The 23,390-nt window shown below is 36.7% G+C and carries 27 protein-coding genes and 1 pseudogene; 17 read left to right on the plus strand and 11 right to left on the minus strand.

Translation table 11 applies throughout. The features are described from left to right. The first annotated feature begins 67 nt into the window (after positions 1 to 67). Both MWJ95_RS15715 and MWJ95_RS15720 read left to right on the plus strand, forming a co-directional pair. Positions 68 to 613, plus strand: a complete 546-nt coding sequence (locus tag MWJ95_RS15715; protein ID WP_249106644.1) for a histidine phosphatase family protein — start codon at positions 68 to 70, stop codon at positions 611 to 613. Between the two features lie 20 nt (positions 614 to 633). After that, entirely contained in the window at positions 634 to 1,281 is a 648-nt protein-coding gene (locus MWJ95_RS15720) for a uridine kinase family protein (protein ID WP_249106646.1), read from the plus strand. A gap of 66 nt (positions 1,282 to 1,347) precedes the next feature. Here MWJ95_RS15720 and MWJ95_RS15725 read toward each other — a convergent pair whose 3' ends face one another. The 3 genes from MWJ95_RS15725 to MWJ95_RS24515 form a co-directional block, all read right to left on the minus strand. Continuing rightward, entirely contained in the window at positions 1,348 to 1,971 is a 624-nt protein-coding gene (locus MWJ95_RS15725; protein WP_249074862.1) for a DUF2238 domain-containing protein, read from the minus strand. Between the two features lie 105 nt (positions 1,972 to 2,076). Further along, positions 2,077 to 2,379, minus strand: coding sequence for a YunC family protein (locus MWJ95_RS15730; RefSeq protein ID WP_249074861.1), 303 nt, complete (start codon positions 2,377 to 2,379; stop codon positions 2,077 to 2,079). 162 nt (positions 2,380 to 2,541) lie between these two features. Then, a complete protein-coding gene (locus MWJ95_RS24515) occupies positions 2,542 to 2,664 on the minus strand; it encodes a hypothetical protein (protein ID WP_256469487.1) in 123 nt (40 codons plus the stop codon). 302 nt (positions 2,665 to 2,966) lie between these two features. Between MWJ95_RS24515 and MWJ95_RS15735 the strand changes: the two genes are divergently transcribed. After that, positions 2,967 to 3,704, plus strand: coding sequence for a polysaccharide deacetylase family protein (locus MWJ95_RS15735; protein WP_249106648.1), 738 nt, complete (start codon positions 2,967 to 2,969; stop codon positions 3,702 to 3,704). A 97-nt stretch (positions 3,705 to 3,801) separates the two neighbouring features. Here the strand turns inward: MWJ95_RS15735 and MWJ95_RS15740 are convergent, their stop codons facing one another. Continuing rightward, on the minus strand, positions 3,802 to 4,056 hold the full coding sequence (locus MWJ95_RS15740; protein WP_249074859.1) for a hypothetical protein: 255 nt from the start codon (positions 4,054 to 4,056) through the stop codon (positions 3,802 to 3,804). Positions 4,057 to 4,163: 107 nt separating this feature from the next. Here MWJ95_RS15740 and MWJ95_RS15745 point away from each other — a divergent pair, with 107 nt between their 5' ends. Next, positions 4,164 to 4,955 (plus strand): DUF2268 domain-containing putative Zn-dependent protease, encoded by a 792-nt coding sequence (locus MWJ95_RS15745; RefSeq protein ID WP_249106650.1) that lies wholly within the window; start codon positions 4,164 to 4,166, stop codon positions 4,953 to 4,955. Between the two features lie 144 nt (positions 4,956 to 5,099). Here the strand turns inward: MWJ95_RS15745 and MWJ95_RS15750 are convergent, their stop codons facing one another. From MWJ95_RS15750 to MWJ95_RS15760, 3 genes are all read right to left on the minus strand, one after another. After that, positions 5,100 to 6,422, minus strand: a complete 1,323-nt coding sequence (locus MWJ95_RS15750) for a CitMHS family transporter (RefSeq protein ID WP_249106652.1) — start codon at positions 6,420 to 6,422, stop codon at positions 5,100 to 5,102. Positions 6,423 to 6,527: 105 nt separating this feature from the next. After that, positions 6,528 to 7,241 carry a response regulator gene (locus MWJ95_RS15755; protein WP_249106653.1) on the minus strand — a complete coding sequence of 238 codons (714 nt, stop codon included), beginning with the start codon at positions 7,239 to 7,241 and terminating at the stop codon, positions 6,528 to 6,530. Next, positions 7,210 to 8,748: an ATP-binding protein gene (locus MWJ95_RS15760; protein WP_249106656.1), complete on the minus strand. Its 1,539-nt coding sequence runs from the start codon at positions 8,746 to 8,748 to the stop codon at positions 7,210 to 7,212. The genes MWJ95_RS15755 and MWJ95_RS15760 overlap by 32 nt, the downstream gene beginning before the upstream one ends. Before the next feature lie 294 nt (positions 8,749 to 9,042). Here MWJ95_RS15760 and MWJ95_RS15765 point away from each other — a divergent pair, with 294 nt between their 5' ends. Further along, complete coding sequence (locus MWJ95_RS15765; RefSeq protein ID WP_249106661.1) at positions 9,043 to 9,555, plus strand: DNA-deoxyinosine glycosylase; 513 nt, start codon at positions 9,043 to 9,045, stop codon at positions 9,553 to 9,555. A 78-nt stretch (positions 9,556 to 9,633) separates the two neighbouring features. Here MWJ95_RS15765 and MWJ95_RS15770 read toward each other — a convergent pair whose 3' ends face one another. Next, complete coding sequence (locus tag MWJ95_RS15770; RefSeq protein ID WP_249106663.1) at positions 9,634 to 10,494, minus strand: endo alpha-1,4 polygalactosaminidase; 861 nt, start codon at positions 10,492 to 10,494, stop codon at positions 9,634 to 9,636. A gap of 162 nt (positions 10,495 to 10,656) precedes the next feature. Here MWJ95_RS15770 and MWJ95_RS15775 point away from each other — a divergent pair, with 162 nt between their 5' ends. Together MWJ95_RS15775 and MWJ95_RS15780 are read left to right on the plus strand one after the other, a co-directional pair. After that, a complete protein-coding gene (locus tag MWJ95_RS15775; protein WP_249074852.1) occupies positions 10,657 to 11,130 on the plus strand; it encodes a transporter in 474 nt (157 codons plus the stop codon). Positions 11,131 to 11,429: 299 nt separating this feature from the next. Next, complete coding sequence (locus tag MWJ95_RS15780; RefSeq protein ID WP_249074851.1) at positions 11,430 to 12,260, plus strand: hypothetical protein; 831 nt, start codon at positions 11,430 to 11,432, stop codon at positions 12,258 to 12,260. 265 nt (positions 12,261 to 12,525) lie between these two features. On the opposite strand, the gene MWJ95_RS15785 is transcribed toward MWJ95_RS15780, so the two are convergent. Then, a complete protein-coding gene (locus tag MWJ95_RS15785; protein ID WP_249074850.1) occupies positions 12,526 to 13,017 on the minus strand; it encodes an SRPBCC family protein in 492 nt (163 codons plus the stop codon). Between the two features lie 16 nt (positions 13,018 to 13,033). Continuing rightward, complete coding sequence (pdxR, locus tag MWJ95_RS15790) at positions 13,034 to 14,431, minus strand: MocR-like pyridoxine biosynthesis transcription factor PdxR (protein ID WP_249106666.1); 1,398 nt, start codon at positions 14,429 to 14,431, stop codon at positions 13,034 to 13,036. A 113-nt stretch (positions 14,432 to 14,544) separates the two neighbouring features. On the opposite strand from pdxR, the gene MWJ95_RS15795 reads away from it, so the two are divergent. Both MWJ95_RS15795 and MWJ95_RS15800 read left to right on the plus strand, forming a co-directional pair. Then, on the plus strand, positions 14,545 to 15,525 hold the full coding sequence (locus MWJ95_RS15795) for a proline dehydrogenase family protein (RefSeq protein WP_249074848.1): 981 nt from the start codon (positions 14,545 to 14,547) through the stop codon (positions 15,523 to 15,525). 27 nt (positions 15,526 to 15,552) lie between these two features. Beyond that, entirely contained in the window at positions 15,553 to 15,912 is a 360-nt protein-coding gene (locus MWJ95_RS15800) for a YybH family protein (protein ID WP_249074847.1), read from the plus strand. Here the strand turns inward: MWJ95_RS15800 and MWJ95_RS15805 are convergent. Next, a complete protein-coding gene (locus tag MWJ95_RS15805) occupies positions 15,909 to 16,661 on the minus strand; it encodes a sulfite exporter TauE/SafE family protein (protein ID WP_481817357.1) in 753 nt (250 codons plus the stop codon). The genes MWJ95_RS15800 and MWJ95_RS15805 overlap by 4 nt on opposite strands. Positions 16,662 to 16,907: 246 nt before the next feature. Between MWJ95_RS15805 and MWJ95_RS24710 the strand changes: the two are divergent. From MWJ95_RS24710 to MWJ95_RS15845, 8 genes and pseudogenes are all read left to right on the plus strand, one after another. Further along, positions 16,908 to 17,078: pseudogene (locus MWJ95_RS24710) on the plus strand (nucleotidyltransferase family protein); the annotation flags it as partial. An 84-nt stretch (positions 17,079 to 17,162) separates the two neighbouring features. Next, the gene (locus tag MWJ95_RS15815) at positions 17,163 to 17,627 is read left to right on the plus strand and encodes a DinB family protein (protein WP_249106668.1); all 465 of its coding nucleotides are present in this window, start codon (positions 17,163 to 17,165) and stop codon (positions 17,625 to 17,627) included. A 9-nt stretch (positions 17,628 to 17,636) separates the two neighbouring features. Continuing rightward, positions 17,637 to 18,467, plus strand: coding sequence for an AraC family transcriptional regulator (locus tag MWJ95_RS15820; RefSeq protein WP_249106670.1), 831 nt, complete (start codon positions 17,637 to 17,639; stop codon positions 18,465 to 18,467). Between the two features lie 220 nt (positions 18,468 to 18,687). Next, positions 18,688 to 19,662: an ABC transporter substrate-binding protein gene (locus MWJ95_RS15825; protein ID WP_249106672.1), complete on the plus strand. Its 975-nt coding sequence runs from the start codon at positions 18,688 to 18,690 to the stop codon at positions 19,660 to 19,662. Between the two features lie 90 nt (positions 19,663 to 19,752). Beyond that, positions 19,753 to 20,760, plus strand: coding sequence for a FecCD family ABC transporter permease (locus MWJ95_RS15830; protein WP_249074842.1), 1,008 nt, complete (start codon positions 19,753 to 19,755; stop codon positions 20,758 to 20,760). Further along, complete coding sequence (locus MWJ95_RS15835) at positions 20,753 to 21,784, plus strand: FecCD family ABC transporter permease (protein WP_308221936.1); 1,032 nt, start codon at positions 20,753 to 20,755, stop codon at positions 21,782 to 21,784. Before MWJ95_RS15830 ends, MWJ95_RS15835 begins: the two co-directional genes overlap by 8 nt. Positions 21,785 to 21,813: 29 nt before the next feature. After that, positions 21,814 to 22,596, plus strand: a complete 783-nt coding sequence (locus MWJ95_RS15840; protein WP_249074952.1) for an ABC transporter ATP-binding protein — start codon at positions 21,814 to 21,816, stop codon at positions 22,594 to 22,596. Beyond that, on the plus strand, positions 22,593 to 23,372 hold the full coding sequence (locus tag MWJ95_RS15845) for an alpha/beta hydrolase (RefSeq protein WP_249074841.1): 780 nt from the start codon (positions 22,593 to 22,595) through the stop codon (positions 23,370 to 23,372). The genes MWJ95_RS15840 and MWJ95_RS15845 overlap by 4 nt, the downstream gene beginning before the upstream one ends. The last annotated feature ends 18 nt before the right edge of the window (positions 23,373 to 23,390 follow it).

The following is a 23,390-nucleotide window of genomic DNA, read 5'->3' on the forward strand; positions in this document are numbered from 1 at the left end:
GAACTTGTTTCAAACTGAGCAGATAATAATGATGTCGGTTCTCCATATTTCCTCTAGGAGGTTAGAAATGGCCAAATATATATATGTAATAAGGCATTGTGAAGCCCAGGGACAATCGTCGGATGCTTCTTTAACAGTGCATGGTTTTCACCAGGCTGAAGTTTTAGCCGAGTTTTTCGCTGACAAAAAAATTGATCGAATTATTGCTAGTCCCTTTTTACGAGCAATTCAAACAATAGAACCGCTAAGTAAAAGGGAAAATATAAATATTGAAATTGACGAACGCCTTGCAGAACGCATTTTAAGTACAAGAAATTTACCGGATTGGTATGCAAAGCTTCAAGCGACTTTTACGGATATGGATTTAAAATTTGACAATGGCGAGTCAAGTAACGAAGCGATGGAACGTATCGTTAATGTCGTAGAGGAAACTATCAAAAGTGAGTCTGAACATACAATTATCGTTAGTCATGGAAATATAATTACTTTACTTTTGAAAAATTATAATAATGATGTTGATTTTCGATTTTGGACTCATCTAAGTAATCCAGATGTTTTTCAGATAAGTGTTATGGATTATGAAGTGACTGTAGAGCGTATGTGGGAAATATAAGCAGTAGCGGGGGGAGAAAGATGGATAAGTTATTGCAAGAGATCGTTACTTGGATCAACAAGAGAGATAAACCAACTGTTATCGGTATTTCTGGACATGGTGCTGCAGGAAAAACAACGTTCGCCAATAAGCTTATTAACTGTTTAAACGAAGATGAAGTGAATTATATGAACACAGACCCGTATATTGTTAGTTCGGATATACGAAAGCGTGCAATTATCGACTATACTTATCGAAACGAACAGCATCATTTTAAAATGACCGCTTGCCATCCGGCGGCGCATCATTTACCTTCTTTGGAAAGAGATATTCAGATGGTTAGAGAGGGTCTAGATTTATTGACAATTGATACGCATTATATGAAAAGTGCGTTTATTTCTTCAAAAACTAAAGTAACCATTGTTGAGGGAATGAGTGTGGCATTTATTAATCCAAAATTATTTGATTTAAAAATTTATTTTTATACAGATAATGATACGGAAATTAAAAGAAGGTCGAGCCGTGATGTACTTGAAAGGGGAGCAGATATCAATTATTTAATGCAATCGCATGAAGAGCGTAGAATTCAATATGAATTGTATATGCATTCGTATAGTCAGCATTTTGATATCATTTTTAAAACTTTAGATGAAACAGTACATCTAGAAAAAAATACATTTGAATTTTAACCTATAAATAATTCATGTTATCCAGGCAGAAGGCTCACCTTACTGTTTACTATAGAAGAAACTTTTTTACCTTTTGAGTTTTTTTAACAATTTATCATGTAATTTTGTAAATAGTAGTAAAGTCAAAATTGTCCCTAGAAAAGCCGAAAGCATGTCCCATTGTGCATCCCAGCGATCTCCCTGCATGCCTAAAAAATCTTTGGCTACGTTACTACCTTTTGAAAATTTTGTACTGAGCCATTCAATTATTTCATAAAGAGCAGCAATAGCAAGCATAATACTTATTGTGATGCCTGTTAACCATGCTCCTTTTACTAGTGGGGTTTTTCTTATTAATATTTCCCTTATGACAATGGCCATTAAACCTTTTAGGAAATGTCCAAATCGATCATAGTCATTTCGTTTTAAGTGAAACTCCTCTTTAATCCAGTTAAAAAGAGGTACCTCCGAATAAGTATAGTGCCCACCAATAAATGTAAGAATGGATAAAATGGCAATAATAATATAAGAAAATGTAGTAAAGCGAAACTTGTTATAAATAGCGACTACAATAATAATTGCAACGACAGCAGGACTTACTTCTGCAAGCCAATCCAAATAGGATGCTGGTTTTATGACAGACCATATGAAAATGATAAGTACTATGAACAGCAAAATTACATGTATTTTTCGATGTTTATTTTTATCCAAAACGAACACTCCTTTTGTCTAAAGTATGAGGATAGCGTAAATAGCTTATACATAAGACAGTAAAAAAGCGTTCAGTCGTAATCACTGACGCTTTGTAAAAACTTGTTATACCATTTTTAATAAAGCCTCTACACCAGACATTCCCTCAGTAATACCTAACTGATGCGCCTCATATGTCACGGACTCTAATGGAGCCGTCAATAGCTCATCAATTGTTTTTACACCAACTGCTCGACCGGCAATAATTTTCCGGTCTGCCAAGCGATCATTTAATAGACCAACATCTAAAGCCCCGCACATAATGTAGCCCGTATCATTTGAAATTGTCAGCAGTGTTGTTTTTGGTAATTGCACAATGATCGCAGTGAAAAAATGGCCTTTAATCATAATAGGCTCAATTGTTACCATCCGAAATCACCCCTTTTCTCTATATACATATGGCAATAGATAAAAAGGTGTTCGACATTTTTATTAAAAATTATTTGCTACCAAAAACGAACAGCGCCTCTCAACTAGTATTCTACAAAATAAAAGAATCAACTCCGTTACATCAAGAGTTGATTCTTTTAATTATTTTGTATAAGAAAGCATCGCTGTTTGTTTGAAGTTTTTTAATGCAACTGTTGCCTCGTTTTTAGTTTTATACTCGAACATACGATAAGTATTTTGTTCAAAAACTGTAATAATCCACATAATGAAAAATCCCCTTTGTTGTTTTATTTGTACTATAACAACAGGAGGTTTAGTCGGTGTTTTCTCTCGTTGTTATATATCAGTTGTGTCTTTTATTTTACATCATTCTGCGAAAAAATAAAGTACTATGTGAGTGTTTTCACATTTCGTTCAAAATATAACAGGGAATTTTTATGCATAAATTGATTTTTGGAGATTGTTTTGAGGAGAAAACAGCCAAACCTATACAAGTATAATTCATTGTAATTCGTAAATAGTAAGTTGACGGAGTTATGTGAATTTGAACTTGGGAGGTGATGCTTATGACACGTAAATATGTATTGGTTCTATCCCTTTGTTTTTTAATCATTTCGGTATTTTCTACAGGGTTAACAACTTATGCGGATAAAGGTCGACCTTACTATGAGGAGACAGGGGAAGTTGTATGGGACATTAACACAAAAGACAAAATAATTGCCCTAACCTTTGACGATGGACCTCATCCAAAATATACTGCAGCTATTTTAGATTTATTGGCAAAGTATGATGCAAAGGCGACGTTTTTTATTATTGGGAAAAATGCAGAAAAATATCCAGACCTTGTTTTACGATCTTATTCAGAAGGGCATGAGCTGGCCAATCATACGTATTCACATCCGTTTAAAGCTTCCGTAGCTGAATTAAAGGGACAACTTCGTAAGACGAAGGAAATAATTTATGGTATTACTGGATTTGCACCAGTTTTGTTCCGTCCTGTAGGTGGTTACTATAATGATCAAATGATAAATGCCGCTGTTAAGGATGGCTACAAAGTAGTTATGTGGTCTTGGCATCAGGATACTCAAGATTGGAAACAGCCGGGGGTTAATAAAATTTCCCAAAAAGTGCTGCAGGGATCGAAGCCTGGAGATGTTATTCTGTTCCATGATGGAGGCGGCAATCGCGCGCAGACTATTAAGGCACTGGAAGAAATTTTGCCAGAACTTAAAAAACAAGGTTATACATTTGTCACAATATCCGAGTTGATTAAAAGCAAGCAGCAACAAGAGCAAGTGCAATAAGGAAAATAAGCCATCTCATTAGATTGAAATGGCTTATTTTTTCTCAATGACAGAGTCTGTCATTGCGCAGCGGATAGTATAATTAGTCATTTCAATATTACCAAAATAATAGTGGTGCTAAGGCAATTCCGGCAACTGTCCCAAGTGCGATACCAACTCCAAAACCTGCTCCTGGTCCCCACCCCCAATAACCTAAACCATAACCGCCAAATCGTCTATCAGGTAGAATCCACACCTGTCTTCTATCCACCCTAGTTATTTCTCCATAATGTACTCTGCCACATGTTTCTGTAATTCTTACACGTTTACCATGATATTGACAACAAAGATTATAAGTATCAGCTGGATTCACAAACTATCCCTCCTTTCGACTTCCTTACAAGCTAATATATGCGGTTACAAACAGTATCACTAGCCGATTGTCTACTTCCGTCATAAGCTATAGTAAGGGGGGAATGTATGTCAGTAATACCAACAGATGAGTGGTTGAATGAATTAATAGTTAGTCAAAAACTTGATAACAGTAAAAATCTTGAAGACTTACAACGCACTATTCTTTGCAGTCGTTTAGTAGAGATTTTTATTGGTGGATCTCCAGATGAAATACAATTTGAACTACAACAACAGGGGCTATTTCAGTCACATGAAAAAATAGACATTCACAAGTTAAAAAAACAAAACGTTTGGGAAGTAGTCCAGAAGGAATTTATCTATTTAAAGGAGAAATGGAGCGGTCCCAATATACCAATCTATATTTTTCCGATCACACAGGAGCAAGCGATTACTAAGAAAAACGGCGTTGCCTATCCAAATGCTCTGTTTTTATATATAGAAGAGCTTGAAAAGCAGGAGCTTAAAGCGTTATTTACACATGAGTATAATCATGTTTGCCGTCTGCACTATTTAAATAAATCTTTAGACGAAGTGACTTTATTAGATTCATTAATTTTAGAGGGGTTAGCTGAATGTGCAGTGGAGGAGATTTATGGTGATAAATGGTTAGCACCATGGTTGAAGTATTATTCATTGGATGAGATGTTAAAAATTTGGGAGGAACATTTTTTGCCTCAAATGAATAGTCAAGGATTAAATAATCATGTTGAGTTTTTATATGGTGGAAAGCTGCCTCAATGGATAGGGTATTGCATTGGTTATGAAATAGTAAGGACATATATTAAAAATTATTCATCCAATAAACTGCATGTAAAAAGCTCGAAGGAAATACTCGCTGGCTCTGATTTTCCTTTATAATCAATGTCTATGTAAAGTTTCACCGGTGAAAAGAAGGGGAAGACACTTAATTGAACCCAGTCGGAACGGAAATCAATCCTACGTTACGATGATATAAAATAACCAGTTGTCGAAAAATTTACGACAACTGGTACTCTAAATAATTTAGATTGCAACAATTCCTAATGCTACAGCAATGAATAGTAAAGTAATGCTCAATCCCCACATCCAGAAGAAAGAGTACTTTAAGTGTTTCCCCATTTCTAATCCTGATAAGCCTAAAGCTAACCAAACAGCAGGGGCAAGTGGCGATACAAATGTACCTACAATATTACCAATAATCATTGCATAGGCAGTCGAAAGAGAATCAATATCGAAAGATAGACCAATCTGTTCAACTACAGGGAATAACGCGAAGTAATATGCATCCGTACTTAGTAATAAATCAAATGGTACGCCCAATATCCCAATAATGATATGTAAATAAGATGATAGACCAGACGGTAAAATATTTACAGCATTGTTGGCAATCGCAGTTAACATCCCGGTACCATTAAGTATGCCTAAGAATAATCCAGCGGCAATGATGATAGACGCCATTGTTAAGGCATTTGGTGCATGTGCTCGTACGCGTTCCATTTGTTCTTTAGGAGAACGATAGTTGATTGGCAAGGCGATAGCCACACCAATTAAAAAGGCTAATCCCGCTGGTAAAATACCTGCAACTAAAACGCCGATAACAAGAATCGTAATAATTGCATTAACCCACAAAAGTTTTGGTCGTTGTAAGCTTGTGTCTACTTCTGATGAAACAACACCTTGTGTAATAGTGTGATCATCATTTGTGAAGTCAAGGGTACCATATTGTTTCAGAATACGGCGCTTTTCTCTAAAACCAAGGAACACCGCTAAAGCTAACATTAACACGACACCTATGATCTGAATAGTGATTAGAGGATACCAAAGTTCCGTTACATCTGTCTCTAAAACCGAGGCAACACGACCTAATGGACCACCCCAAGGAATCATATTAATTACTGCTGCAGATCCCCCAACTAATAACAGCAATAGATATGGATTCATGCGTAAACGTAAATATAAAGGCAATAATGCTGGAATTGTAATTAAAAATGTTGAAGCTCCAGATCCATCTAGTTGCGCTACTACAGCAATTATTACTGTTATTACGGCAACGACAATAATATTTCCTTTTGAAAGCGCAATCATTTTATTGATTAATGGTTCGAATAATCCTACATCCTGCATAATACCAAAGAAAATAATAGCAAAGATAAACATAACAGCTACGCTCATCACAGAGCTTAATCCAGAATTAAAGAATTCCCCTAATTCATCGAAATTAAAGCCAGCTATAAACGCTGCTACGATAGGTGGTATCACCATTGCTACAAGTGGTGATACTCGACCACTAATAAGTAGAGCAACAATAATAATAATTGTGATAAATCCGATTAAACTTAGACTCAAAAAAATTTCCTCCCTTTGTGATTAATCATTCAGATTATTAAAAAAATATCACAGTGCTAAAGAGAGGAAAATAATATAGTCATATGTTAAATAAAGAACATACAATTAGTTTTGTTCATAAGTTCCATGAAATACATATTTTCGTTCAGGTCTTCCAACAGTTCCGTAAATTAGTTTTGTCTGTAAAAACTGCTCGCCCACTAAATATTCTAAATAACGTCGAGCAGTTGAACGACTAGAACCAATGAGTTCGCTTAATTGTGAGGCTGTGAGCTCTTGGGTTTGGTGATCTTCAAATAGGCTTTTAACAATTTGTAATGTGTGCAAATCAATACCTTTTACAAAAGGTTCTTCATCTTCTATTTTATTGTTTGATTCACTATAAAATAATGAATCAAGGTCATTTTGAGTGACATTTTTGCTTTGTTGAAATAATCGAAGTTCCTGCAAATATTTTTGAAATGCACGTTGAAGTCGGTGCTCTTCAAAGGGTTTTATTAAATAATCTAAAACGCCTAAGTCTACTATATTCTTTATTAAATTTATTTCTGTCGCTGCTGAGATTACGATGATTTTTATAGATGGATAGAGGTGGCGTAAATGGCTTACTAATGAGCTACCTTCAACATCAGGAATATATAAATCTGTTAATATAATGTCTGGCAAGCTAGAAGTTGTTTTCAGCTTTTCAATCGTTTCTTTTCCTGTACGTAAATTTTCAGTGACGATAAAACCTTCTATATTATGAACATAATCTGCGTGAATTTTTGCTACTCTAAAGTCATCTTCAATAATCCATACACTTTTTAATGTTGTCATTCTCAATGTCTCCTTTAGGAACTATAATTAAAAAACAGGCTCCTGATAAATCACCTGAATCTAATAAAATTTCCCCGTTTATCTCCTGAAGGGCTTTCTTGCTTATAGCAAGTCCATGTCCACGGTCTAACCCTTCTTTAGTAGATACCCCTTTTGTGAAAATTTCATCGTAAATATTGTTATCAATACCTGGTCCATTGTCTTGGATCTCAAATAAATAATGATTTTTATAATTGTTGATGGATAGTTGAATCACTTTATCCGAGGATTCCCAGCTTTTTAAAGTTTCAATAGCGTTTTGAAGTACATTACCAAGAGCTGTTAGGATAGCATTTTCTTGTTGTTTAGATAATTCGATAGATGAAGAAATCTCCTTTAGCTCGAGTGTAATCCCCAGTTCTGCAGCTTCGGCAATTTTCCCCTGAATTAAGGCAAGTAGAAGAGGGGTAGTCACATTGCTAGTTAAAAAAGCTTGATTTTTGAGCTGGATGTTTCGTTCTTCTTTAATAAATTCAATTGCTTCATGATAATGTTTATGAACAAGTAAACCTAAAATGATATGAAGCTTATTTGCAAATTCATGAGTATAGGCCCGTTGAACATTTGCATACTGCTTCATCTGTTTTAATTCGTCTGTGATTTTTTGTATATCTACTTTTTTTCTAAAGGTGTATAACGAGCCAATCTTCCTTTTCTTTTCAACCAAAGGTGCTTTATTTAAAATGATAATATGCTCATCAAGCGGTAGCTCTAAATTATGAATGTTTTTCTCTGCAACAATTTTAGGCGTGAAAATATCTTCAATTTTTGTACCCATCCAATCTGAAAGAGGCTTATAGTGAGCTGGATCTAGCATTTCATAAGCACTTTTATTAATGGTAGTAATTTGATTAAAGTGATCGACTGCCAGTATACCTTCTGCCGTTGTTTCTAAAATGACCTTGTTTTGTTGATATAATTTAGCAATTTGAATAGGTTCCATATTAAACAATAATTTTTTGATATAAACAGAAATAGCTACTGCACCTAATATGCCTATGAAAAGGATAATTGCGGTGTATTTGATCCATTTGTGGACATAACTTTCAATGATTGTATCGATATTTTCTGTTAAAAAACCGACAGATACAACACCGATAATTTTATTGTCTAATATGATAGGGGCTTTCCCTCGAATTGATTCACCTAATGATCCTATAGTTTTAGAAATATAAGCTTGTCTATCTAGCAATGCAGCATCATTGTCTCCACCAACCATTTTTTCTCCAATTTTATCTTTGAAAGGATGTGAATAACGAATTCCTTCAGAATTTCCAACGACAATATATGCTGCGCCAATTTCTTTTCTTAAAGGTTCGACGATGGGCTGGATGATTTCACTTGGATTTTCTTTATCGAAAGCCGTAATGATTTCTTCCATAGATGCGAGGGTTTTTGCAATATTTAATGCTTCTACTCCCATCTCTTTTTCTGTCGTATCCCGAATATGTTCCTGCAATAAATACATAAACAGTCCACATATTAAAAGGATCAAAATACTTATTAAAAAAATCATTCTAGCTGTAAGAGACTGGAACCAACTTCTCATATTTCACCTCTATGTAGTTTAAAATACTCGTCATTTATTAAAGTGACAGCATGTTGACAAAAACATCTTAAAAAGAGTGCATTTGATTTAGTCTATCACAAATATCCAACAAATAGAGAAAGACCCTTTCTTAGGAAAGCGCCCATTGGGATTATGCCCTTCAATGACATTGAAGCAAATTTTCCGCTACAATATAAGGAAGGAGGGACTATCATGTCAAATGAACTTAAAAATGTATTACCACCAGTTATTGATGGATCAACAAAGGTGCTAATCGTAGGCTCAATGCCTGGGAAGCAATCATTAGAGAAGCAGCAATATTATGGTAACCCACGCAATCACTTTTGGCCGATTATTGGGGAAATCTTAGAAGTAGATATTCCTCAGGATTATGGAGAAAGATTACAATTGCTAAAGAACCACCATATTGGTCTTTGGGATACAATAGAATCGTGCGAGCGTAAAGGAAGCTTAGATGCAACTATTCGTAATGAGAAACCGAATGATTTTAAAATGCTTTTTGAACATTATCCTACTATTGAGTTGGTGCTTTTTAATGGCGCAAAAGCGTTTGAGGTTTTTAAAAAGCATATTGGGCTTGAAGTTTTAGATGGTCGAGCATATCAAAAAATGCCTTCGACTAGCCCAATACCAGGGAAGAATATTAAATCCTTTGAAGAAAAGATTGAGGATTGGCGAGTAATGTACTCTTATTTGTCTAGATAATTACATGATAAAATCCCCACCGATTAGTGTTGCTTGCCGGAGAGGATTGTAAGCATTATTTAATAGATGAGGATGATATTACTGCCATGTGTTGTAGTAAGATCCTGCTGGGCTATAAAAGAATTTAAAATGATATTTTTCAGCTAAGGCCCGACTTTTCTCTTCGTCGTCAAATCCGATTGTCATCACCTGAGTACCGAACTTTTCTCGGATTTGAACTAATTGCTGCATCTTATCAAATGCCCATTCATCTTCTCCGACTACATCATATGAAAAGTTTTCCCACATAACAAAATCGATATATGGTGCTGTATAATCAGCTAATGTTTGAAAGCCCCAATTTTGAGCAACCGACAAGTTGTTATACTGCTGCTTTATGTTTTTTATAAAGGCAAGCATTGCTTCATTTTGCGCGCCCTGTTCTTTTTCGGGTAAGTAGGAGTCGATATTGCCAACAGTATCTAAAAACACACCATCCAACCCTTTTTGAACAATTTGTTTTTGAATTTCTTCTAGTAAAAGCGCTTGATAGTGTTTAGATGTCATATCCATTAAATACGAATCCCACTCAGAGAAATACATCTTTTCTCCGTGTTCGTCTTTATAAAAATCCTCTTCTTTCAATTGGCTATAGAACTCTATATTCCATTTGTCTGCTTCCATTGCATTAATATAGCCATAAATTAATGTTCCATTTTTTTGAGCCTGTTTAATATACTTCTGCTGCATTTCGATAGGCTCCACAATGACCAAATCTTCTTTAGCCATTTCCTTTCCAATCTTATCGTTCCCTTTATCTAAATAATATTTGTATTTTGTAACAGCAGCTAGCTTGTTTTGAATACTTGTTGATTCTGCAGAAGGAGATGTAGAGTTGAAAAATAGCCAGATCCCAAAGGACAATAGAATTGTAGTAATTAGTAAAAGTATTTTTCGCATAAGTACCCCCTTTTTATTGGAATATATACCCTTTATTATACGATATTGGGTGTGGAAATACGAATGCAGCTTAGGACGACTAAATACTAAGTTAATAGGCAATTGCTCAACGGTTATTAGCCCTCTTACATATATTGAGTTATGTAAAAGGAGGGGTTTAGCATGTATCCATATGAAGAAATAATGCCACTTCCAGAGCCTGGATTCGAACCGTCATTCGGATTGCCTGGTGTTGGAGCACCACCATCGTTTGGTCCGCCAGGTTTTGGCCCACCACCGTCGTTTGGTCCGCCTAGCTTTGGTCCACCGCCTTCAACTAGACCACCAAGTTTTGGTCCGCCACCACCATTTGGACCACCTAGTTTCGGTCCACCGCCAGCAGGTCAAATGCCTCTTGGTCCACCGCCTAGCTTTACGCCAGCGATGCCATCTTGGGGAATAGGTACAAGTGGTATTCAATCTTGCCTATTTAGAAATACGTATATATGGATGTTTAATGGATCAGGCTTTTGGTTTTTCCTAACTTCTGTAGGAAGAGAGTTTATTACAGGGTTCCGATGGAGTAGTAGAAGTGGTTGGCGCTTCCAAACTATTGCAAGAAGAAATATTCTCTCGTATGAATGTTCGAGATGGTAATTAAGCGTATATCTACTCGTCCTTGTTTAGATGCAGATAGTGGAAATAGCTTGCTTAGTAATGGAACATAAACGAAACTATGTGCATAAACTTAATTGTGTATGATATTTTTGCGACTAATCCTTCCAAATTACTTGGAGGGATTTTTTTATCCACCAAACTTACCTTCAAGGGAGTAAAATTAGAAAAAACACATACCATTTTCTTAAGAAGGGTGATAGAAAATAGGTGGGAGCTTAAATAACAAAAAGTCCCAGTTGATTACTGGCGGGGAAAAAGAAATAAAGGAGGGCTATGCCATGAAAAAAATCCTTTTTATCTGCATGCTTTTAAGTGTCAGTATAGTAAGTGCATGTTCTGATAAAGATGAAAAACCTAACGTGCCGGATCAGCCACAAGAAGAACAACAAGCTAATGTGCCGAGCAAGCCACAAAAAGAACAACAATCACATGAACATCAACAGGAACCACCCAAAACAAATAATGAAAACACAGTAGCATCTAATACACCGACTGGGGCACTAATAAATATTAAGGACCAGCTCAAAACGAATATATCGATAACTTTACCAACAAGGCTTCCAATCACAAAAGGTACATTTTTAACCGCAATAACGAAGTCTGAAGCTAACCAAGTTGAAATAGTATTTTTGGAAAGCAAAGAGTATATAACCATCAATGATAGGCAACTGAAACAACCAGGTAGAGCGACGGTTATTGCTCGGCTCTCCGTGAAGCAATATAAAAATACAGACGAAGCAAATGAGCAAATTTCCTTTGAGAACTATAGCAAAAATGGCGGTCAAGAAGTTGATCTTGGATACAACATTAAAGGTTACCAGGATGCAGGTGTTGGCTCTTTATGGACTGGTTGGAATGAGGGAAGATGGGCAATAGCGACACATACAAGAACAGAAAATCCAGAGGCGGGTGTGAAGCTTGCTAAGCAGGCAGTACAATTTTTAGAAACACATATGCTGCCTATTCCGAAGCAGAACGGTTTTGCCCATTTAGATGTTTATAAATCAGGGAATTTAATCGTATGGCAGGAGGGCAAACTTGTCTATACACTGGATTCAATCAAGGAGCCACTAAAAGCACTTGAAATTGCTACAGCTTTTTATCATTAATCATATTTTAAGTACTATATCGATGAGTCGCCCAGTCGTAACGAAGATCAACCATTTCACAGGGCATGTATCCTCTCGCATGCTAATTTATAGTGAAAAATGCAAAAGCGAAGTGCAGATGAAGCGGCAGCAATAGTATTATTATCCGTGCGAAAGCAAGTAACATGGAACGAAATCAACCTCATTTAAATACCGCACCATTGATCAACACAAATAAACTCCTAGGGCATTAAATTCACACCTTAGAAGTTTATTTGTGAAATGCTTAAATTTTTTCTACGTCATCCACAAGTTGCTTATACTCTGCAAACCATTTTTGCCATTCCTCCATCGGGAATGCTTCATGTACAGTTCCATTCAATAAGTCCGAAAGCAGGTTTAAGCATACATGCCAACCTGCTAAATCTTTAGGCGTATGCTCAGTTAGCTCACGAATCGATTCAACTAATACTAATATGGAGCCGCTACTAGTAGGAGATAATTCAAATCTTACTGTATCTTTGCCCCAATCAAATTCAAGTACTTCCGACTCAACATAGTCTGTAATCGTTATTTCCATAGATGCATCTGTTCCATCATTCATATTAAAACGGATTTTACCGTTTTTTCGAAGATCTATGATTTCTAAATTGTTCATCCATTTTTGAAGTTTTTCATTCTCCGTTAATACTGCCCAAACAGCTTCAACTGAATGTGACAGAGGACGGTTAAATTTAACGACATAGTTATTCTGTTGTTTTTGAATAGTAGCGAGCATTTGATATCCCCCTTAGTTATTTTTCCTCATCATAAACTGCTTGAAATAATCTTGTCACGCCTTTTTCTATCTCATCCTTCTTTAAATGTCCATACCCTAAAATAATCCGATTATTATAGTTCCCTTTCTCTATCGTATGATCCTCTACAGGGTATACCTTTACACCATACTGCTCGATTTTAAACAATACCTCTTTTGAAAAATGAATATCCTCTAATTCAGCAATTAAATGTAAACCAGTAGAGTAACCGGAAATTTTCACTTTATTTGAAAAGGTTGTTTGCAAACATTGGATAAGAAAATCTCGCTGGTTTTTATAAAACTTCTTCATTTTTGCAATATGTCGTTCTAAGTAGCCTTCCTTAATAAAATGAGCGAGAATAAGCTGATCTAATGATGGTGTGTGTAAATCGGTAAACCATTTCAGTTGTCGACATTTTTCAATTAGATGAGTTGGAAGAACGATGTAACCTATTCGTAATGCTGGAGAGAGGATTTTACTAAAAGAGCCGATATAAAATACACGTTCTGGATCTAAGCCTTGTAAAGAGCTGACAGGCGGACCTTCATAGCGAAACTCACTATCATAATCATCTTCAACTAAAAAGCAATCATTCCTCCTAGCGAAATTGATTAATTGGATTCTGCGCTGTATGGGTAGCGTACCTCCTAATGGGAATTGATGAGATGGAGTCAGGAAGACAAATTTAGGGTGCAAATTTTCTGGTATTAAGGATGTCTTCATGCCATCTTCATCTACGGTTATTGGATAAATAGAGGCACCTGAAGATTTAAAAATGGTTTGAATATCATTCGTAATAGGATCTTCCATAATGGCTATATCCTTAGGCGTTAAAAGCAACCTTGAAACAAGGGTCATTGCTTGTGTAGCACCTGATGTAATAATAATTTGTTCTGGGTGACAGTTAACACCTCTAGTTCTTAATAAGTAGTGTGCCAGCGTTTGTCTTAATTCTAAACGACCTTCTGGGGAATCATATCCAAAATTAGTTGATTCAATATCATTCCACAGTTGATGTGATAGCTTAGCCCATGTTTTACGAGGGAATAGATCCAAAGCTGGAATACCTGAACGGAAATTAATAATATGATTTTTCACCTTTTTTTCATCGACTTCAAATAAAAATGGTGCCTCATGCTGCGTTAAAAAAGCTCCTTCTGCAACAAAGGTACCAGATCCTCTTCGTGCCATTAAAAACCCCTCTGCTAACAATTGATCGTAAGCTTCCAATATGACATTTCTTGAAACCTTAAGCTCGACACAAAGCTTACGTGTTGATGCTAGCCTTTCACCTGCGTGAAGATGGCCATTTAATATGTTTTCCCGAATTTGCTGATAAACTTGCCGGTTTAGAGGTATATCTGAAGAACGGTCGATTGGTATCCATAACAACTTTGTTTCGCCTCCTAGTTAAAGTGGTACTTTGAAAAATTCTATAAAGTGGCTCTTATGCTACCAATTTTATCATGTTAAAGTACTGGAAAATAGCTAAAGGAGGAATAAAGATGAATAAAGCAGAAGAATTAGTGGTTCAAGCATTAAAATCGGCAGCGAGAGATGAGCGGATGAAACATACTGTTCAACAGTCAACAGAACTCTATCCATTATTATGGAAAGCGGCAAAACGATATGTCACGGGTGAAAAGAGACAGGATGCTCTTCGGGTGGCCATGGAATGTATCGGCAATGATTATCAAATATCCCTTGAATTGTTGGGGGAAAATACAGCGGATTTGTTGGAATGCCAAAAGGCCAAAGATGAATTTTTGCAACTTATTGAGAGTATGGGTGCTTCGTCAATGAAACAAACCGTCTCGTTTGATTTGTCTCATATTGGTCTTTCTATCAGCGCAGAACTTGCTTATCAACACTTGATAGAGCTTGCTCAAAAAGCACAACAATATGAAATTACTTTAATGATTAGTATGGAGGAGTCATCAAAAACGAGCGATATTCTCGACATTTATAAAAAAATAGCTAACCAATATTCCAATGTCGGGATTACACTACAAGTGCATCTCTATCGTACAGAGGAGGATATACAGCAGCTCATTCAATACCCAGGGAAAATACGGCTTGTTAAAGGTGCTTTCCAGGAACTGGCTGACGTTGCGCTAAAAAGATCAGATGAACTGAATGAACGTTTTCTTTATTATGTAGAGCAGTTGATTAATGCTAATCATCCAATCTCGATAGCTACGCATGATGAAGTATTGATTCAAGAAATGGAACAAAGGCAATATTTTAATCAATCAAATGTTGAGATAGAGATGCTTTATGGCATACGGCCAGATTTGATTCATCAATTAAAAGCGAAGGGCTATTGTTGTAAGGTTTATCTTACGTATGGGAGAGAGTGGTATTTATATTTATGTCATCGTCTTGCTGAATATCCGGAAAATCTATTTTTGGCAGTAGCAGACATTATTAATTTTAAACAAGTGAATACTTCGAATCCCCTTTATGGAGAGTATAATTTCAGTTAACAGTAGTTAAAAAAGGAGTGGATTACTATGAAGTATCAACAAGCTTTAGAGCGCTATATTACAGCTACAAATTCCCATGATTTTAATAATGTAAAAGAAATTTTGCATCCGCAAGCAGTGTATTGGTTTACCGATAAAACATGTATAACCTTAGAAGAAATAGGAGCCTATTTCAATAATGCATGGGATTTGATAAAGGAAGAAGTTTATTCGGCTACCGATGTCCAGTGGCTTACGGTTGATGAAAGATCAGCTACCTGCATTTATACATACCACTATGAAGGCTATCATAACGGAAAATTTGTATCAGGTAGCGGAAGAGCAACAAATATTTTTACGGTCCTAAACAATGAATGGAAGTTAATCCACGAACATTTAAGTAGTTAAATTAATTTTACTGTTACTTGAATAAGTAATAATGAAATGATGAGTATTAGTAGTATTTTAGCTACTTTTATCGGGATTTTCGGTAGAATCAAAAGTCCGAGCTGAGAGCCGATAATAGAGCCTATTGCCATCGCTATTGCATACTCCCATTGAATAAAGCCAGTTTGGTAAAACACTATAAATGCCCCTGTACAGCTCCCGAAAATAAGTACACGTGTGAGCTGTACAGCCTTTATGTAGGTGTAATGGTAGCGTAAAAAATGTAGTATGCTGAAGGTGGAAGAGCCTGGTCCAAAGCCACCATCATAGATCGCTATTAAAAATGGCTGCCATAATTTATTGCTGTGTTTAGCATCATTTTCTTCTGAGTTAGCCGTCCATTCTTTATTCTTTATCGTTATTAATAAGGCAAAGACAAGTAGAATACATGCAATAATATTCATTGTTTTTTCTGAGATGGATACTGTTAGGAATGCTCCACAAACGCCTCCAGCAATGGCTACAGCAACATATTTCATGATAGATGCTAGACGAAGCTCTTTATGATAAAGAAGATAAAAGATGCTCGACAACGCTGCAATGCCCGAAGAAAATTTATTCGTAGCAATGCCTGTTTGAATAGGTATACCAATAAGCATCATAGCAGGGATCGTAATTAGCCCAGCACCTCCAGCAAGGGTACCTATAAATGCGGCAATAATTCCGATACTGATGAGCTTCAGTGAAAGTTTTGTATAAAAAAGCCCCATTACAATGGCAAGGGCCACAATCAAAATAAAAGATTTTTTCATAAGCGTCTCCTTTAACGTTGTTAGTTACAGGGTATTGCTACATTATTTATAAATCTAATATATTATTTTTAGTTTTTTATAAATAAAACTTATAAACGTATGATTGCTGATGGGTATTTTAAAAACCGTAGAAAAGATAAGATATTGATGTGATATATTTTGATAAATGAATTCTTTAGAGAATAATGAGAAGTAGTATGAACATTGAAGAATTATTTACCGATTGTGTCTTGGTCTGTGAAGAATCAAGCAAGGATGCATGTAGTGAATAATTGTACACCTTATCAGTCATTGATGGATGAAATAGCACATTTTCCTGAGATCCCAACGGCTATCGGTGTATGGCTTGTAACTGGAATACTTGAGTTAGCTGCATCTCAGAAATTAAGTAATTAGTTTATAGGATTTTGGCCGAAATTACAGATTTTCTACTAAAATGAGGCGAAGGAGCTGTTGAATTTGTATGACCATAAACATCAAATAATCTCGCATTATGAAAGATCAATCGTATTTGTAGAAAGTTTAGCAGACATAACTGAAGAACAATGGCGTACCCCTATAGAGCCAGGGAAATGGTCGGTTGCAGAGATAATTGGCCATCTTACACCGTGGGATGCATTTGTGTTAAATCAACGTTTACCGTTTCTTTTTACAAAGGAAAGCTTACCAAAAGGGCCAGATGTAGAAGAGATGAATACTAATGCAGCAAGGAATAGTCGTGCACAAAGTAAAGAAGAAACGATAGCCGATTTTATCCATCAGAGACGTCAACTAATTGATGCGCTTTATCAAATTGTGGATCAGCAATGGCAACAGTCCTTTACAATAGGCGCTTCTGAATTAACGCTTCACCGTTATTTTGCTAGTTTAGTAGAACATGATCTACATCATTTTTCACAAGTTCGAAAGTATTTAAGGATGTAGGGGTATAAAATGGACATCAAACATTTAATTGATTACTATGCACACGCGTCTGTAAAATTTACGGATGTTTTTACGAACGAAATGGAGCCAGGTCAAGTAGATAAAGGACGAACAACGGCTCCTGGGAAGTGTGGATTGGTTGTGCCGCTTGCTGGTAGTGCTATATTTAGCTTTAGTGGTACCCCTTATACAATGGTGCCGGGTATGGTCGTACATGCAGGACCACAAATGCCAATCGAAATTAAAGCTGCTGATGATAAGGGATGGGAATATGCAGTTGTTCATTATCAACTTTCTCCCGAAGAGGCAATTTTATATCCATTATCAACTCAGCACTTTTTAATCAATACAGGCTATCATACGAAAATAATTAATTATGTACAGCAGCTAATAGAAAGCCAAGCAATGCCAGGAAATATGTCAGTACTTAAAGCAAAGACGCTGTTTATGAATCTTTTGGAAGCCATTCTTATGTCTGCAAAAGTGAAGGTGCTCGATACGGCAAGTGATCAGATGGAACAAGCTTTAGAGTATATACATGAAAATTATGCTACGCAACTTTCTGTTTCGAAAATTGCTGAAGAATTTGGTGTAGAGCGTCGTAGGTTTGCCTATCTGTTTGAACAGCATACAGGGATGAATCCTAGCGTTTATTTAACGGAGTACCGCATTCGACGGTCGAAGGAGTTACTGAAATATGACGATTCTCCAGTAGCGGAAATAGCAGAATGTGTAGGTTATGTAGATTGCTTTTATTTCAGTCGAGTATTTAAAAAATGTACTGGAATGTCCCCAACAACATATCGAAAAACAATGCTTGAGGAAGCTAAATACTTATAAAAAGTTGTTTCTTGAAAAAAGAAGCGGCTTTTTTTTAGTCCGAAATCGGCAAAAGTCCATGTGGTTCGTGATATCGTCCATTCACAATGGGTTTTCTCTTTGTTAGGATAGTATCCGTAAATGATAATGAATATCAATTAAATTAATAAACACTATTGACTTATAAATGAAAATGATTATCATTATCAATATATTCGAGTTTCGTTAGGAGAGAATAGCTATGAATAAATACTTTAAAATGTGTGCACCTGCGCTATTAGCGCTATCTTTGGCAGCATGTGGAACAGATAAAGCAGAAGAGTCTTCTACATCTTCAAATAATGTAGCAGAAACTAGTGCAACAGAAAATCAAGCAAAAACACAAACGATTACATACTTAGGCGAAAAATATGAACTTGCAGCAAATGTTAAAAATATAGTAGCTGCAAGCTTAGAGTCTATGGAAGATGCAGCAATGCTCGGCATCAAGCCTGTTGGTGTGCTTGATATCGGAGGGAAAATTCCAGCTTATCTTGCGTCTGAATTAGAAGGTGCTGAGCTTGTTGGCAATAAAATGACACCGAATACTGAAGCCATTCTTAAACTTAATCCAGATGTTATTTTAGGTTCCTCAAAATACCCTGAGGAAATGGCTGAAAAGGTCAATAAAATTCAAACAATGATTCCGTATTCACATGTCTCTACAAATTGGAAAGAGAATTTAACATTACTTGCACAGCTTTCAGGCAAAGAAGATGAGGCTAAAAAAATTATTGCTGATTATGAAGCGAAGGTTGCTGATTCTCAAGTGAAATCTAAAGAGCAATTAGCGGACAAGCAAATTCTAGTGATTCGAGTACGTGGAGGCATCATGTATATCTATCCTGCTAGCGTTTACTTAAACCCTGTTCTATATGAAGATTTAGGGGCGCCGATACCAGAGGTTTTAAAAACTGCCAAGGCACAGGCTGAACTATCGCTTGAAACATTAGCAGAGGTTAATCCTGATGCTATTTTTCTTCAATTCGAGGAATCAGAAAATGCCGATGCACCAAAAGCATTAGAAGAGTTACAAAAGAATCCAATCTTTGCAAGCTTAAAAGCATCACAAAACAATCAGGTTTTCGTGAATGCCATTGAACCTTTAGCACAAGGTGGTACAGCATGGTCTAAGGTGAAATTCTTAGATATCGCAGCTGAAAAATTACTTAAATAAGTTTGAACAGGCTGGTAGTAGATGTGGTGGAGTCACCAGGCTATTACCAGCCTTTTATAAAGTAAGTTCAAATAGAAAAAGGTGTGGAAGTTGAAAAAAACAAACATGGTGGCATTTTCAATAGTAGCAGCTTCTCCAATTCTAATTGCGATTGTGGCATTAGTATCCGTTATGTACGGCACAAAAGACATTAGCGCAACAACGGTATGGCAGGCCATTACTGCATTCGACTCTTCAAATGTTGACCACCAAATTATACGAACTGGGCGTATTCCTAGAATTGCCGCAGTATTACTGGTGGGAGCATTTTTAGCAGTAGCGGGGGCAGTGATGCAAGGTATTACACGAAACTATTTAGCGTCCCCATCATTAATGGGCGTTAATGATGGTTCGGCATTTATGATTACGTTGGCAATCGTCTTTTTCCCGGGGCTTCCTAATTACCAAATGATTCTACTTTCAATGCTCGGTTCAGCATTAGGAGCTGGGATTGTCTTTGGTTTTGGCTCTTTAATTCGAAATGGTTTATCACCAGTAAGGCTCGCCATTATTGGGACGGTCATTGGTACGTTTCTAAGTAGTATTGCTACAGCCATTGCGATGTATTTCCAAGTATCACAAACGGTAAGTGTTTGGTACAACACAAAAGTACATATGGTGGATATGGATATGCTCATGCTAGCTATTCCATTTGGGCTAATTGGTTTAGTTCTTGCGTTATTATCAGCTAAGGCTATTACGATCACTTCATTAGGCGAAGATATCGCAATTGGACTTGGGCAAAAAACCAAAGCGGTGAAAATTATTAGTATGCTTGCGGTTGTGTGTTTAACAGGAACGGCAGTTGCACTTGTAGGAAAGATAGCCTTTGTAGGGTTAGTCATACCTCATATTACACGTTTCCTTGTTGGAGTCGATTACCGTTTTATCATTCCTTGTGCAGCTGCAATAGGTGCATTTTTCTTAGCGCTCTGTGATGTACTCAGTCGCTTTGTTAATTATCCATTCGAAACTCCAATCGGCGTATTAACGGCGTTGGTTGGTGTTCCATTCTTCTTATATTTAGTTCGTAAACACGGAGGTGAACAACGTGCGTAAAAAAACCTCCAGCGTATTCGTTATGACTGTTTCTATACTCATGCTATTTATTTTTGGCGCCAGCTATCTCCATCTTACAAATGGTGTCTTTGATATGTCGGTGATGGATGTCTTAAAAACATTGCTACGCATCGAGCCGAACCCGAAATTTGATCTAGTCATTTTTGAATTCCGTTTACCACGTATTGTTATAGCAGCATTAGTCGGTATTGGCTTAGGGATGGCGGGGGTTGTGCTACAAGGTATTACGCGTAATGGGCTAGCGGACCCTGGGATTTTAGGGATCAATGCTGGTGCCGGAGCAGCAGTGGTCATATTTATGTTTTTCTTTCAATTACGTCTCACATCTGCAGATATGAGTAGCTGGTTCTCCATTTTGATGATGCCGGTTTTTGGGTTTGTCGGTGGGGCGATGGCTGCTGTGTTAATTTTCTCGTTTGCTCTGAAAAATGGCCATTTAGATATGCAACGACTAATTTTAACAGGGATTGCAATTAATAGTGGCTTCGGGGCATTGTCATTATTTTTATCATTGAAAATGAATGCTCAGGATTTTGAAGGTGCTGCAGTTTGGATGGCAGGCTCTATTTATAATGCAAACTGGATTTTTGTTGTGACTATGCTACCGTGGCTTATTTTATTAGGCTTTTACGTTTACCGGAAATCATATTTGCTCGATTATTTTCAATTAGAAGAGGATAGTATTACTAGCTTAGGGATAGCGGTAGAAAAGGAGAAAATGAAGCTGTTATTGGCAAGCGTCGGTTTAGTCAGTGCTTGCGTATCGGTATCGGGTAGTATCGGTTTTATTGGATTAATGGCACCACATATTGCTAAACAGCTTGTTGGTATACAACATCGTTATGTCATGCCAGTAAGTGCATTGATAGGTGCGGGGTTGCTTATTGTAGCTGATTTTATAGGAAAAACAGTATTTGCGCCGTCTGAGCTGGCAGTCGGAATTGTTGTCTCAATTATCGGGATTCCGTATTTCTTATATTTACTAGTGAAATCGAAGGCATAGGAGGAAATCGTGTGCAAACGGCATTTAGAATGGAAAATTTGGCCTCTGGCTATGAGCAGGTTCGTGTGTTCGAAGGCTTGAATTTATCAATAGAAGAAGGAAAGGTTACGACTATTATTGGCCCTAATGGATGTGGAAAATCTACATTATTAAAAACGATTGGTCGTATATTAAAGAAGCAGCAGGGAACGGTCTATTTACAGGATCAAAACATGCAAAATTTATCGACGAAGGAAATCGCTAAAAAGCTAGCTATCCTATCACAGACACCTATTGCACCAGGTCAGTTAAAGGTTGAGGAGCTTATTGCTTATGGTCGTTATCCGCATCGTAATAATGTAAATCGCTTAACAAAGAAGGATGAGGAAATGATTGAATGGGCCTTAAATGTGACAAATACGACGGGGTACAGAAATCGAGAGCTTGCTCAGCTTTCTGGAGGTCAACGCCAACGTGTATGGCTGGCGATGGCTTTAGCCCAAGAAACGAATATTTTGTTATTGGACGAACCGACAACTTATTTAGATATGGCGCATCAGTTAGAGGTGCTAGAAATTGTAAAAAGCTTAAATGAGCGGCATCGTTGTACGATTGTTATGGTATTGCACGACATTAATCACGCTGCTCGATATTCGGATTATTTAATCGCAATGCGACAGGGGGCTGTTATGAAAACTGGAACACCTGAGGAAATTTTATGTGCAGAGGTTATGCGCAACGTCTTCAATATTAATGCACGTATTATGCAAGATCCAGTTACGAAAACACCAGTTTGTTATGGCTATGATGTTATGAAGGAGATTGACAAATGATTGAGGAGAAAATCGTGAAAGTACTTGATTATGTGACGCAACAAATTGAATCGAAGTTTACGGATTATACGTATACAGTAAAAATCTATGTACCGAATGGAGAAGTACCAGAAGGAGGTTTTCCAGTCTTATACGTATTAGATGGATCGTCTTATTTCCATCTTGTAAAGGAAGTGGTCCGCCTACAAAGTCGCAATGCACTTAAAACGGGTGTTTTGCCAACTATTGTTGTAGGTGTTGGGCACGATGCGGATATGCATGAACGGAGATTTTATGATTTTACAGGACAAGCCGAAACATATACGTATCCTGCAAGATTTAACGGTAAGGGCTATGAGAAACATGGGGGAGCAGAGAATTTTAGTACATTTTTAGAGGAGGAATTAAAGCCGAGTATTCAGGCTCAATTCCCTGTAAATATGCAGCAACAATCACTTTTTGGGCATTCGTTAGCAGGTTACTTTGTACTTTGGCAATTATTCCATCATCAATCAACCTTCCAACGTTATATAGCGATTAGCCCCTCTATCTGGTGGAATGAGCATGAACTATTCAGTTATGCCGCAACATTTATAAAAGAGCGACCATATGCTTATGAAAAATTATTTATCGGTGTGGGAGAACTTGAAACTTTTATGGTGGATGATGCGCAACAAATTGCGAATAAATTACAGAAAATCATGGATATATCCTTCTATGAAGCGTTGGAGGAAAATCATGCTTCAATCGTGCCAACTATTATGAGTAGAGCAATACGTTTTGTGAACAAAAAATAATTAGTAGTGACCGCATTA

The sequence above is a fragment of the Lysinibacillus sp. Bpr_S20 genome (assembly GCF_023337835.1).
Taxonomy (GTDB): domain Bacteria; phylum Bacillota; class Bacilli; order Bacillales_A; family Planococcaceae; genus Lysinibacillus.